Origin of the sequence: Anaerotignum lactatifermentans, assembly GCF_016902535.1 — a bacterium.
In the GTDB taxonomy this organism is placed as follows: domain Bacteria; phylum Bacillota; class Clostridia; order Lachnospirales; family Anaerotignaceae; genus Anaerotignum; species Anaerotignum lactatifermentans_A.
Genome location: NZ_JACSNY010000008.1, coordinates 1 through 12,170 on the forward strand (window position 1 = coordinate 1; position 12,170 = coordinate 12,170).

A 12,170-nucleotide genomic window follows, 5' to 3' on the forward strand; every position below is an offset into this window, starting at 1 on the left:
CTTTCGCATGGTCCCCAAACCCCCGCAGGCGACCAAAGGGACAGAATTTCCCTTTGGAAACCCTTTCGCCGACCCGGTGCGGGTCGGAAGAGCCGGAAACGGCAGTTTTGGGGCAGAGGCATCAGGGAAAAGATTCATTTTTTTTGTTTTTTCTAAAAAAGTACAAAGAAAAACACCTTCCCAATTTTTCGGAAGGTGTTTCTTCTATTATAAATGTATCGCCGCCGATACATTTCTTATTTCAAATTCTCTGGATTCAGGCACTCCAGCTCCGGCAGGACGAACCGTCCGTCCTTACGGATGAGTACATCATCGAACCAGATTTCGCCGCCGCCGTATTCCGGTGTCATAATCAGCACCAGATCCCAGTGGATGGCGGATTTATTGCCGTTGGGGGCGTCGTCATAGCAGTTGCCGGGGGTGAAATGGATACTGCCGGAAATCTTTTCGTCAAAGAGGATATTGTTCATGGGCTTGGTGATATAAGGGTTTACGCCAATGGCGAACTCGCCCACATATCGTGCCCCTTCGTCCGTATTGAAAATATGCTCCAGACGCTCCTTGTCGTTGCCGTCACAGTCTACGATCTTTCCGTCCTTGAACGTCAGCTTGACATTTTCAAAGGTAAAGCTGTTGTATTCGGAAGGTGTGTTGTAGGTGATGACGCCGTTGATGGAGTCCCTTACAGGCGCGGTATAGATTTCCCCGTCGGGGATGTTGCAGGTGCCGGCGCATTTAATGGCGGGGATATCCTTGATGGAGAAGGTCAGGTCAGTGCCTTTTGCCACCAGACGCACTTTGTCTGTCCGGTTCATCAGCTCTACAATGCTGTCCATGGCTTTGGACATTTTGGTGTAGTCCAGATTGCAGACGTTGAAATAGAAATCCTCGAAATCCTCCAGACTGGTATGGGCCGCCTGTGCCATGCCGTTGGTGGGATAGCGCAGCACCACCCATTTGGTATGGGGCACCCGGATCTCATGGTGTACGGGGGAGGAATAATATTTTTCGTAAATACTCTGCTTTTCATTGGGGACATCGGCCTGTTCCGTAATATTGTCCTCACCTCTGACGCCGATAAAGGCGTCCATTTCCTTCATCAGCAGGCTGTCCGCCTCCGCCATCAGCTCCATCTGTTCCTTTGTGGCGCCTAAGAGCAGTTCCCGTTCCAGAGAGTTTGTCATCAGCTGCAAAAAGGGCGTAGCGCCGATGTTGTATACCTCTTTGATGATGGCCTTTACCAGCGGCGCAGGATGGATGCCGTTCTGGTGGATCATGACCTTTTCGCCTTTTTGCAGGCGGCAGGAATTGTGTACCAGGTTATATGCAAGTTGTTGGATTCTGGGGTCCATAATGATTCTCCTTTCTTTTCCTTCTGATTCCTTCCTATTTTACCCCGAAAACCGCCGATAGGCAAAAAAATTTTTCCGAAAATTTGACAAGGGCTGGCGGGCTGGATACAATAGTCACAGACAGAGAAAAAAGGACGGTGAAGGGGATGCGTGTGGCCATTCCGACAAAGAACGGCAGAGTGTACCGCCAGTACCATATGGCGAAGGAATTTACGGTCTATGATGTGGAGATCGAACTGGTAAAGGCCAGAGAGGTGGTTCCGCTGGGGAACAGGACCATGGCGGAATTTCTGACGGAACAGGGCATCAATGCCGTTATCTGCTGCAACATCCATTCGGAAGGCAGGACCCTGCTGCGGACCAAGCGGATCGAGCTGACCTACGGCGTGGTAGGAGAAGCCGATGACATCATGGTTCGTTACCTCAGCGGGGAAAAGCTGGGGGATATTGAGGAAAACGCCCTGCTGCGCATGGAGTGGAGCGAGGAGAAGAAGGAGGACTTATGATACTGGAGAGATTTTTCCCGGATTTGTATATTTCGTCTGTGTATGAGCTGCCTCTGGAGCAGCTGCGGGCCATGGGCATCCGCGGACTGGTATTCGATATCGACAATACCATTGCCCCCTTTGATGTGGCGGACCCGGACGAGAAACTCATCGCGTATTTCGCCAGACTGCGGGAAATGGGCTTCCGGCTGGTGATCCTGTCCAATAACAATAAGGAGAGGGTGAGCCGGTTCAACGCGCCATTAAAGACGCTGGCGGTGTATAAGGCGGGCAAGCCCGGCTACAAAAAAATGCATCTGGCGCTGGCAAAGCTGGGGCTGGACCCTTCCGAGGCGGCGCTGGTAGGGGATCAGGTCTTTACAGATATGTGGTGCGGCCACAGAGGCGGCCTGTACAGCATTATGACGGCGCCCATCTGCAACCGGGACCAGCTGGTGACAAAGGTAAAACGTGGCCTGGAACGTCAGGTCATGAAGGTCTATTTCCGCCGGAACGGGCTGAAATAAAGGAAAAAATGGGGCAAAACCCGTTTTTTTCTTAATTTTTTATTGAAAAATAGGCGTTTTTCCTTTAGAATATAAAAGGATATGCTTATTTTTCAGAATAAGAAGTATATAATAAGTTTCATGACAGCGGTGGAATACCACCGTAGGAAAAGAATTTGAGGAGGAATATACATGATTTCTGCAGGTGATCTTAGAAATGGCGTAACCATGGAATACGAAGGCGAAGTATACAGCGTTCTGGAGTTCCAGCACGTAAAACCCGGTAAGGGCGCGGCTTTCGTTCGTACCAGACTGAAAAACATCAAAACAGGCGCGGTAGTGGAAAAAACTTTCCGTCCTACGGAAAAAATGTCCAAGGCGCACATTGACAGACAGGATATGCAGTACCTGTACACAGACGGTGAACTGTATCACTTCATGAACAACGAAACATTCGACCAGATCGCGCTGAACGCAAGCGATGTAGGCGATGCGCTGAAATTCGTTAAGGAAAACGAAACCGTTAAGATCCTGTCTCATGACGGCAACGTATTCGGTATCGAGCCCCCTCTGTTTGTAGAACTGGAAATCACAGAAACAGAACCCGGCTTCGCAGGCAACACAGCACAGGGCGCAACAAAACCCGCCATTGTGGAAACAGGCGCATCCGTACAGGTGCCTCTGTTCATCAACCAGGGCGAGATCATCAAGATCGACACACGTACAGGCGAATACCTGAGCAGAGTAAACAACTGATTTCATGACCCAATCATGGGGAAGGAGGCCTTTGCATGGAATATTTCGAGAAGAAGATCACATATCTGCGCGGTCTTTGCGACGGCAGCGGATTTGACCCCGACAGCAAGGAAGGGAAAATCTTTCATGGCATGATGGATATTCTGGAGGATATGGCCTTTATGCTGGAGACATTTCTGGACGATGAGGATCTGGAGGAAATGGACTTTGAGACAGACGAGGAGGAACCGGTATATTTCTATTCCTTCATCTGCCCTAACTGCGGCGAGGAGATCGACGTAGACGAGGAGACCATGGAAACGGAAACTTCTATCCAGTGTCCTGCCTGCGGCAACGATATCCCCATGGGTACTACGGATATGGATGAATTGAAATTCTGAAAAAAAGAAGAGAGCTGCTTTTGCCAATTCCGGCAGAACAACTCTCTTTTTTTGCGGCAAAAGGGGGACTCCTTTGGAAAGAGGAGTGTGGAGCAGAGAGAAGGAGATGTTGCCTCTTTTTGGCGGATCAATGGTCGGGGAAGGAGTTGGCCGAAAGAATCTCCGTTAAGGCCTCCAAATATTGTCCCATCCCCTGAAGGAAGACGGTTCTGACTTCCGGCGATAGCTTTGTGAAGGCGCGCAGCTGCGCCTCGGACAGGGGCAGGATGATCTGTTTCCCGTAAGTCTCTCCTTCCGGCGTCAGGCGGATGATTTTTCTGTTTCTGGCGCCGGGAACATTTTCCAGGGTAACCAGACCCTTTTGCGCCATATGGTTGATAATGGTATTCACCGTCTGTTTGGAAAGGGACCACAAATTGCAGATCTCCTGCTGTGTCTGGTCTCCCTTCAGGACGATGAGAGAATACCAGACCCACAGCTCGTTTTCGGAAACGCCCAGACGGCTGACGGCTTTCCGATAAAGCCCCGCCAGCTCCTTCATCTGCTGGTTCAGTGTTTCCAACTGTTCCTTAGCGGGATCGGGACGCAGAAGTTTTCGCCGTTCCTTCTGCTGTTCGTAAAAAACGCCCAGAATGCCGTGATAAGATTCCTTCCATGGCTTGTTCCGGCCATAGTAATGCAGGATCACGGCGTTTTTTCTGACCCATGCCAGATCAATTTTCCGGTGCATGGGGTCGGCATTGTAAAAATCAATATCCCTGTCGCTTAAATTATATTTTAAAGGGTCCGCCAGTTTTACACGATGGCCGTACAGCGCCGTCAGGATATCCTGATCCGGAAGGAGCAGGGTATTTTTTTTCTCCGCCGCGTAAGCCTGAATTTCTTCCAGCTTTACTTCTTTTCGCATGAGGGGCAGATGCATCAGCAGGACGCCGGTATTGACATAGGGTACGTTTTCCTCTACGTCCAGACGGACCTGATTGATGCGGGAAAGAAGTTTTTTGGTGTGGGTACAGGCCACGAACAGATTTCCCTGAAAGTCGGTATCATATAATTCTCTCAGGTCGTTGATAACCAGGGTATCTATATCCAGATACAGAATCCGTTCCAGATGTTTGGGCAGAAGTTCCGCCGCGGCAAGGCGGTAATAGATCTGTCTGGGGTAACGTTTTGTTTCCGGGAAATCGGAAAACATCTCCTCCGGAACGGCGAGAAAAAAGCAGCGGACAGAGGGCGGGGAAAAGGCCTTGATCCGTTCCGCATCCATGCTCCCCAGGTCCGAATGGAAAATATAGGCGTCGTATGTTTCCGCACCGCCGTTTTCGGAAATGGAGTGCATACAGTTTAAGAGCAGGTCGATACAGTTTCGATCAATGGAAAATAATAAATTCATATAGAACACCATCCTCCTTCGCAGAGTATTTGACAATAGTCCGAAATCGTATTTTATATGGATTTTAGTCCGAAATCGTACTACTGTCAAGGGGAAACCTGTTTTTTTCATGATCTTAACTGATCGTTTATTTTATGCGGATGTTGGCAAAAAAATATCCGCCGGAAAAATCCGGCGGATATCATTAAGCCTACCGCGGCAGAGTATACGCATATCCATAGTGGTCTACATCCAGTCCCAATGTTTGCGCCAGAATGTCTGTGCGGATACAGAGGGAGCCTTTGATGGAAAGAAAAACAGGATAGGGGCCTTCCGCGGTGATCATATTGCCGTTTTTGTCTGTCAGAGACAGATCCACGTTGTAGATGTCCGTTGGTTCCGACATGACATATACTTCATAATCCGTAAAAGCAGTGCTTTTTGGTTCTCCGGCAAAGGCCATGGAGGTCAGCGAGCCTTCTGTTTTTACGGCAAGTCCCATCTGGCGGAACAGAGCGGGCGTATAGCCGATATAAGACTGATTCTGAGAGGTCTCTGTTTCCGGATGGAAAATGGACAGATCATAAAAAGGAACCACAGGTGCATCCGCTTCCGTATCTGTGGGCCGTGTCCATGCTTTGGAAACCAGTGTGCCCTGATAAAGGCTGGTGACCGGAAACGCTTCTTTCAGCGGAAGAAAGATACCGTTTTGGCCGTCTACGGCAGGCACAGCACTCTGTATCTGAAAATCTACTTTATTGATCCAGACATTGTTTTGCTGTGTTTGTTCCATGGTTACCGTACCGAATTTGGAAAATACGTCATAGAGATTCACGAACAGCTTTCCGTCGGAATAAAGAGAACGGAGGGGGAATGATTTTTCGTGTCCGCCGTAGGCCTTCATGTCGGTTGCCGCCGGGACATAGGAGGCGGGATGGTCAGCAGAGTTTTCCGGAAAGATTGTATCTTTAAAATCTGCCTTTGGTGCGATGGTAGCGCAGCGTTCCTCTGGATGCCAGAGGACTTCAAAGCCATACTGCCGCAGATCGGCAGCGGGGAGAAAGCAGTCTCCGAGGGAGTAATTGCATTGTGGCCCATAAACAGGGTCATCATAGACATCTGCCAGGAAAAAAACAGAAACGGGATGTCCTGCAATGGAAACCATGTGCTCCTTTGGCAGGGAGACCAGTGTTTCCGCGGCCAATGCGGGTACAGTATTCCCCAGAAGCAGGAAAGTGGAACAGAAGAAAGCGGCGATTTTTCTTTTCATAGCAAGGTCTCCTTTCTATTGGCAGAATGGCGGCGTTTTTTTCATCATAGCACTTGTGTGACAAGAAGCAAAGAGGAGAAGTGTGGTTTAAAGAATTTGTAAGAAAGGCCCTTCCTGTTTCCCAGGAAGGGCCTTAGCTTTAGAATTTGGCGATGACGAGGGTATCCTCTGACTGGATGACAGAGTTGCCGTCAGGGATGATGGTTCCTGCCTTATTCTGGATCATGACAATGAGAGTTCCTTTGGGCAGAGCCAGTTCCTTGAGGGATTTGCCCTTCCATTTGTGGGTCTTGTCGATGGAGACTTCGTACAGCGTCATGTTGTCCCGATCTTCAAATTCCTGCCCGGCGATGACCAGCAGGTCCCCCGGCAGCAGCACGGTGGAGCCGTTGGGGATCAGAGAGCTGTTCTGACGCAGGATCAGCACTACCAGCAGCTCCGGCGGCATAGGCGCGTCACGCAGGGGCAGATTTGCCCAGGGGTGGTTTTCCCCAATGGAGATCTTGGCGAAGGTAACGTCGCTTTCCTCCTGATAGTCATTGAAGGTTTTGCGGACGTCGGCTTTTTCGTCGATCATATTCAATTTATGGGCCAGAGGCGCCAGAAGAGACCCCTGGAAGGAAATGGACAGCAGGACAATACAGAACACCAGGTTAAACAGGTTGAATTCGTGGGAGGCTCCATGAAGCATGGCCTGGATGGCGAATACGATGGAAGCGGCTCCCCGCAGGCCGGACCAGGAAACCAAAGCGATCTGCTCCTTGGGCGCGCCAAAGGGCACCAGCACTGCCGCTACGGCAACCGGTCTGGCGATAAAGGTCAGGAATACCATAATGAGCAGAGAGGGCAGGAACACAGCCCCCAGCTCTGATGGGGTTACCAGAAGTCCCAGCAGGAAGAAAATAATCATCTGGGCAACGCCGGTCAGTACATCGAACATCAGCACCAGATCACGTTTTCTGGGAAGATAGGAGTTGCCCATGAGGATGCCGCACAAATAGGCGCTCAGATAGCCGTTGCCGCCCAAAGCACTGGGCAGGGCGTAGGCCAGAAGAGCCGTCGCGAACAGGAAAATGGTATTGCCCTGTGCAATATAGAAGTTGCAGCGGTTCAGGACAAAAACCACGATTTTTCCCAGAACCAGACCGAAGAGGCCGCCAATGAGGATCTGCTTGAGCAGCAGCAGCGGTACGGAGATGCCCTCACCGCCCAGCAGGGAAATAAAGAGCAGCGTCAGCATATAAGACATGGGGTCATTGGAACCGGATTCCATTTCCAGCATGGAGGCGGTATGGTGCTTCAGATTCAGCTTCCGGGAACGGAGGATGCTGAAGACCGAGGCCGCGTCGGTGGAGGAAATTACAGAGCCGATTAACAGACTTTCCAGCCAGTTGACGCCCAGTACGTAATGGACGAAAGCCCCTACCAGACCGGCGGTCAGAACAACGCCAGCCGTGGAAAGCAGCGTGGCCGGGACCGCGATGGAGCGGGCTTCTTTGAAATTGGTGCCGAAGCCGCCGTAAAACATAATAAAAATCAGAGCGGCGGAGCAGACGATCTCAGACAGGCCGTAATCGCTGAAAGAGATCTGCAAAGCGCCGTCGACGCCGAAAAACATCCCCAGTACCAGAAAGACCAGCAGGGAAGGCACACCCAGACGGAAGGTCAGACGGTGAGCCAGTATGCAGATCATGATGACGATACCGGAGAGCAGTAATACTTCATTCAAGATTTCATCCCTCCTATACTGCCGTCCCGGAGAACGGCGTTCCTTATTAAGAGTAAAGGAAAATTGGCTTGTTTCGCAAGGGTTTTTCCCACTTTCGTCGAAGTTGACGAAAAGTTTTCATTTTTCGCTGTTTTTTCGGTCTTTTTGAAAAAGGAAACGGGCGGGGAAAAACCGAATTACAAAAGAAGAAGAAAAAGAAAGGACGGCGGGATAATGGAGGCATATCTGCATAAGGTGCATTATTACGAAACGGATAAAATGGGCATCACCCATCACGCCAACTATGTGCGTTGGATGGAGGAGGCCCGTGTGGATTTTCTGGAAAAAATCGGCTGGGGCTTTGAGAAGATTGAGGCGGAAGGTCTGGTATCTCCGGTGGTGGGGGTGCAGGTGCGTTATCTTCACTCTACGACCTTTGCCGATCAGGTGGAGATTTCAGTGACAGTGGAGAAGTATAACGGTCTGCTGATGTATCTGGGCTATGAGATGCGAAATGCCCAAACGGGAGAAATCCTCTGCACGGCACAGTCTCAGCACTGTTTCCTGACGCAGGAAGGAAAGCCCGCCCGGATGAAACAGCGGATGCCGGAACTGGACAGCATCCTTCGCCGTCTGGCGGCGGAAAATAAATAAAAAAGGCGTGTCCGCCGTAAAAATCAGGAGGACACGCCTTTTTCTATGGAAAAACAGGGGTGTTGTCAGTTTTCTGTTCGGCAGGGAGGCAGAGGGCGGTTGGTGAGCAGTGCCCGTTCTACGCTCCAGTAGAAGTTTTCCTTGCCGATATACTCATCCAGATCGGTACGGCGCATCATTTCCATGGCCCGGGCGGGAAGACCGCAGAGGGCTACGTCAATGCCCTGCATCCGCAGATTGCCGACCAGGGTCCGCAGTGTCTGGGCACAGGAAATATCAATGTTGGAAACGCCGCGCATGGACAGCAGCAGGGTGTCGCAGCCTGCCATGTGAAGGGCGATATCCGCCACATTCTGAGTATTGGCAAAGATCATGGGGCCGGTGATATAGGCCACCATGGCGTTATCGTAACGGCGGCAGAGGGCCTCGTCTGTGACATGGAGACGGGACATATCCACCTTTTCGTAATTGATCTCGATAAAAGAGAGGCGGGAAACCAGAAATACCAGCCCGATGACCACACCGACCAGAATGGCGATGGTCAGGTCGAATACGATGGTAGCGATCATGGTAGCGACAAATTCCAGCATGGCCCCCTTGAATTTATGAGAGAACATATAGAGGATAGAGTTCCACTCGTTCATTCTCCAGGCGGTGACCATCAAAACACCGGCCAGAGCCGCCATAGGAATCTGGGACATGACGGGGGCCAGCAGGAACATGGAGATCAAAAGCCCGATGGCGTGGAATACGCCGGTAAGTCTTGTTTTGGCGCCGGAACGGATGGCAACGCTGGTACGGGCGATGGCCGCCGTGGCGGGGATGCCGCCGAAGAAGGGCAGCAGGATATTGCCTACGCCCTGGGCAATCAGTTCCTGATTGCTTTTCAGGCGCACACCCGTCATCTGGGAGGCGCTGGCGCCGCAGAGGAGACTTTCGATCATGCCAAGAATGGCGATACTGAAGGCTGGCGTAATGAGCCCCGCCATCATGGAAGGGTTCAGGGAGGACAGCTTCAGACTGTTTTCCGGGAACAGCGTCTGGGGAATGGTACCCACCACGGGCACCTCCAGCCCTGCCAGTATGGAAACGGCGGTGGCTAAGATAATACTGATAAGGGACGCCGGAACGACGGCGTTCCATTTTTTCGGGAAAAACACCATAAACAGCACCACAAAAAGACCGATGCCCACAGAGGTCAGGTTGGGATGGAAGCCCAGAGAGCCATAGCTGATGAGTTTGGCGATGGCGGAAGGGCCTTCGCTGTAAGTGCCGAAGAAATTATCTACCTGTCCCAGCGCGATGATGACGGCGATACCGGAGGTAAAGCCGGTGATGACCGGGGCGGGGATAAAGGAGGTCAGCTTGCCCAGACGCAGAAGCCCTGCCAGCAGCAGCAGGATGCCCGCCAGCAGTGTTGCCACAAAAACGCCGTCCAGACCGTACCCCGCCACCAGCGAGGTCAGAATGGCGGCCATAGCGCCGGTGGGACCGGAGATCTGATAATATCCCCCTGCCAGAAGGCTCATAACGATACCGGCGATGATGGCGGTAATCAGGCCGGAAGCGGCGTCGGCGCCGGAACTGACACCGAAGGCCAGCGCCAGCGGCAGTGCCACGGCGGCAACGGTAAGACCTGCCATCAGATCTTTTAGAAGCGCGGCGGAGCCGTACCCATGAAATTCCTGTTTCAAATCCTCTGCGAATCCACGCAGCATACAGAATACCCCCTTGTTTGATTCTTTGGATTCATGAAAAAAGCACCTGCTCCCATGTGTCTCTCGGTGTGACGCTCTAAGGGGCACGTGCGTTTACATCATAACAAAGGCGAATGATTTTCACAATGGGGAAAAAGGAAATGAGACAGAAAAAAACAGAGGAGGAAACATACATTTTTTTGTATATTTTGTCGGGGTAGGACAGAGAAAGGGAAACATAGAAAAAGACTGGGATTTTTAAAAACGGAAAAAGGATTGATTTGGAGGGGAAATACAAAAATATAAGGGATTATGCAAAAAGGACAGGAAGAGGAGAAAAAGAAGGCAAAAGTCAGACAAAAAAACGCCGCCGCGTAAGCCGCGGCGGCGAAATTTTCTTTAGAATGGGCAGCGGGTAGAGACCGCTGGAAAAGAAAAGGACGATCAGTCCTTGAAATAGATCTTTCCGTCTTCCACTTTCGTGATAACGGCCAGAGAATCTACGAGATAGCCAGCGTCCCGCAGCTTTTTGCTGCCGCCCTGGAATTCTTTCTCGATAATGGCGGCGATACCGCAGACGGTGCCCCCCGCCTGTTCTACCAGACTGGCAAGGCCCATAGCCGCTTCGCCGTGCGCAAGGAAATCGTCGATGATTAAAACCTTATCGTTTTCATTCAGATATTTTTTGGAAACACGGGCGATGGAAACGGTCCCTTTGGTAAAGGATTTCACCGGTGCGCCGTAAAATTCCTCTGTCATGGTATTGGGCTGTGTTTTCTTCGCGAAAACAACAGGCACCAGATCAAAATAAATGGCGGTGACTGCCGCGATACCGATGCCGGAGGCTTCGATGGTCAGTATTTTATTGATGCCCAGATGGCCGAAACGGCGGTAGATCTCCTTGCCCAGAGCCATAAACAGGCCGATATCCAGCTGATGGTTCAGGAAAGAGTCTACTTTTACGACCTCTGTTCCGATTTCTGTTCCGTCTTTGATGATTCTTTGTTTCAACAACTCCATGATACAAGCTCCCTCTGATACTTACAAAACTTCCTGATTTCACGTTTTTCCGCTCTCATGTTAAGGTATTTTCATTATACGGTGGTACGAATCCAATGTAAATACTTCTTTGGCGCTCTGCGCGCATTTTTGTAAATACGGAAGGAAATCCAAAAGAATTCAGAGAAATTTTATGGATTTTTGATAAAAGAAAAATGGAAGAAAACGGATGTCGTTTTATGGAAATTTGTTTTCTCAGGACGGATTTGCTGATATAATAAAAAACAGGAACAACGAAACCGGCACACAGGAAGGTGATGACCTATGGCATTTTTGGATAAACTGGGGGAATTCGCGAAAACGGCGGCGGATAAGGCCAACGACAGTCTGGAGATTAACCGCATCAACAGCGATATCGTTATGGAACAGGGGAATATTCAGGTCTATCAGACGGATCTGGGCAAGTATTACTGGGCGAAATTTGTAATGGGCGAAAAGCTGGATGATGAGGCCATGCATATCTGTGATAAGATCGTGGCGGCCCAGGACCGGATTCGGGAGCTGGAAACAGAAATCGAGGCCATAAAGGCGCAGCGGGAGGCGGAAAAAGCGGAGCGCGCCGAGCAGAAGCGGCTGGAGGCGGAGCAGGCGGCCAAAGAAGCGGCACAGCGCCTGGAAGAAGTCAAAGGAGATACGCCTGTGGCGGTCACCGTAGACGGCGAGAGATTCTGCGGCGGATGCGGCGCCCCTTTGGCGGAAGGCCAGAAGTTCTGCGGCAGCTGCGGCAAGGCTGTGGAGCATCCTTGACATGGAAAAATAGCTGTGCTACCATGAAAACAACATCAATATTGTGATTTCTTCGGAAACGAGTATATCTCTACCGGCGGTAACAGCCCGCAAGCCAAAAGCTGATTCGTTGCAATTACGAAGCCGACAGACAGTCTGGATGGGAGAAGAAATGACGGTGAGAGGATCATCGGCTTTTCGGCTG

Annotated in this window: 12 protein-coding genes and 1 riboswitch; of the genes, 6 read left to right on the forward strand and 6 right to left on the reverse strand. The window is 50.9% G+C overall.

The features are described 5' to 3' along the window. Window positions 1-236: 236 nt before the first annotated feature. Window positions 237-1,352 (reverse strand): aminopeptidase, encoded by a 1,116-nt coding sequence (locus H9X84_RS07580; protein ID WP_207750544.1) that lies wholly within the window; start codon window positions 1,350-1,352, stop codon window positions 237-239. 146 nt (window positions 1,353-1,498) lie between these two features. Between H9X84_RS07580 and H9X84_RS07585 the strand changes: the two genes are divergently transcribed. The 4 genes from H9X84_RS07585 to H9X84_RS07600 all read left to right on the forward strand — a co-directional run bounded on the left by H9X84_RS07585 (window position 1,499) and on the right by H9X84_RS07600 (window position 3,479). Beyond that, window positions 1,499-1,858, forward strand: a complete 360-nt coding sequence (locus tag H9X84_RS07585; protein ID WP_205133792.1) for a NifB/NifX family molybdenum-iron cluster-binding protein — start codon at window positions 1,499-1,501, stop codon at window positions 1,856-1,858. Beyond that, window positions 1,855-2,364, forward strand: a complete 510-nt coding sequence (locus H9X84_RS07590; RefSeq protein WP_205133791.1) for a YqeG family HAD IIIA-type phosphatase — start codon at window positions 1,855-1,857, stop codon at window positions 2,362-2,364. The genes H9X84_RS07585 and H9X84_RS07590 overlap by 4 nt, the downstream gene beginning before the upstream one ends. 171 nt (window positions 2,365-2,535) lie before the next feature. Beyond that, window positions 2,536-3,099: an elongation factor P gene (gene efp / locus H9X84_RS07595; protein ID WP_205133790.1), complete on the forward strand. Its 564-nt coding sequence runs from the start codon at window positions 2,536-2,538 to the stop codon at window positions 3,097-3,099. Window positions 3,100-3,134: 35 nt separating this feature from the next. Beyond that, window positions 3,135-3,479: a CD1247 N-terminal domain-containing protein gene (locus H9X84_RS07600; protein WP_205133789.1), complete on the forward strand. Its 345-nt coding sequence runs from the start codon at window positions 3,135-3,137 to the stop codon at window positions 3,477-3,479. A gap of 127 nt (window positions 3,480-3,606) precedes the next feature. Here H9X84_RS07600 and H9X84_RS07605 read toward each other — a convergent pair whose 3' ends face one another. From H9X84_RS07605 to H9X84_RS07615, 3 genes are all read right to left on the reverse strand, one after another. After that, the gene (locus H9X84_RS07605; protein ID WP_205133788.1) at window positions 3,607-4,872 is read right to left on the reverse strand and encodes a glycosyltransferase; all 1,266 of its coding nucleotides are present in this window, start codon (window positions 4,870-4,872) and stop codon (window positions 3,607-3,609) included. Window positions 4,873-5,062: 190 nt separating this feature from the next. Continuing rightward, window positions 5,063-6,121: a hypothetical protein gene (locus tag H9X84_RS07610; RefSeq protein WP_205133787.1), complete on the reverse strand. Its 1,059-nt coding sequence runs from the start codon at window positions 6,119-6,121 to the stop codon at window positions 5,063-5,065. A gap of 139 nt (window positions 6,122-6,260) precedes the next feature. Continuing rightward, a complete protein-coding gene (locus tag H9X84_RS07615) occupies window positions 6,261-7,850 on the reverse strand; it encodes a potassium/proton antiporter (RefSeq protein ID WP_205133786.1) in 1,590 nt (529 codons plus the stop codon). Window positions 7,851-8,063: 213 nt separating this feature from the next. On the opposite strand from H9X84_RS07615, the gene H9X84_RS07620 reads away from it, so the two are divergent. Continuing rightward, complete coding sequence (locus H9X84_RS07620) at window positions 8,064-8,483, forward strand: acyl-CoA thioesterase (RefSeq protein WP_205133785.1); 420 nt, start codon at window positions 8,064-8,066, stop codon at window positions 8,481-8,483. 65 nt (window positions 8,484-8,548) lie between these two features. On the opposite strand, the gene H9X84_RS07625 is transcribed toward H9X84_RS07620, so the two are convergent. Beyond that, window positions 8,549-10,201: a SulP family inorganic anion transporter gene (locus H9X84_RS07625; RefSeq protein ID WP_205133784.1), complete on the reverse strand. Its 1,653-nt coding sequence runs from the start codon at window positions 10,199-10,201 to the stop codon at window positions 8,549-8,551. 423 nt (window positions 10,202-10,624) lie between these two features. Further along, window positions 10,625-11,200, reverse strand: a complete 576-nt coding sequence (locus H9X84_RS07630) for a xanthine phosphoribosyltransferase (RefSeq protein ID WP_205133783.1) — start codon at window positions 11,198-11,200, stop codon at window positions 10,625-10,627. Window positions 11,201-11,503: 303 nt separating this feature from the next. Here H9X84_RS07630 and H9X84_RS07635 point away from each other — a divergent pair, with 303 nt between their 5' ends. Further along, the gene (locus H9X84_RS07635; protein ID WP_205133782.1) at window positions 11,504-11,986 is read left to right on the forward strand and encodes a zinc ribbon domain-containing protein; all 483 of its coding nucleotides are present in this window, start codon (window positions 11,504-11,506) and stop codon (window positions 11,984-11,986) included. Between the two features lie 44 nt (window positions 11,987-12,030). After that, window positions 12,031-12,141, forward strand: a riboswitch (FMN riboswitch). The last annotated feature ends 29 nt before the right edge of the window (window positions 12,142-12,170 follow it).

Coding starts and splice junctions, on each gene's coding strand:
- H9X84_RS07580 (WP_207750544.1), bottom strand. CDS start 1,352: ATGGACCCCAGAATCCAACAACTTGCATATAACCTGGTACACAATTCC.
- H9X84_RS07585 (WP_205133792.1), top strand. CDS start 1,499: ATGCGTGTGGCCATTCCGACAAAGAACGGCAGAGTGTACCGCCAGTAC.
- H9X84_RS07590 (WP_205133791.1), top strand. CDS start 1,855: ATGATACTGGAGAGATTTTTCCCGGATTTGTATATTTCGTCTGTGTAT.
- efp (WP_205133790.1), top strand. CDS start 2,536: ATGATTTCTGCAGGTGATCTTAGAAATGGCGTAACCATGGAATACGAA.
- H9X84_RS07600 (WP_205133789.1), top strand. CDS start 3,135: ATGGAATATTTCGAGAAGAAGATCACATATCTGCGCGGTCTTTGCGAC.
- H9X84_RS07605 (WP_205133788.1), bottom strand. CDS start 4,872: ATGAATTTATTATTTTCCATTGATCGAAACTGTATCGACCTGCTCTTA.
- H9X84_RS07610 (WP_205133787.1), bottom strand. CDS start 6,121: ATGAAAAGAAAAATCGCCGCTTTCTTCTGTTCCACTTTCCTGCTTCTG.
- H9X84_RS07620 (WP_205133785.1), top strand. CDS start 8,064: ATGGAGGCATATCTGCATAAGGTGCATTATTACGAAACGGATAAAATG.
- H9X84_RS07625 (WP_205133784.1), bottom strand. CDS start 10,201: ATGCTGCGTGGATTCGCAGAGGATTTGAAACAGGAATTTCATGGGTAC.
- H9X84_RS07630 (WP_205133783.1), bottom strand. CDS start 11,200: ATGGAGTTGTTGAAACAAAGAATCATCAAAGACGGAACAGAAATCGGA.
- H9X84_RS07635 (WP_205133782.1), top strand. CDS start 11,504: ATGGCATTTTTGGATAAACTGGGGGAATTCGCGAAAACGGCGGCGGAT.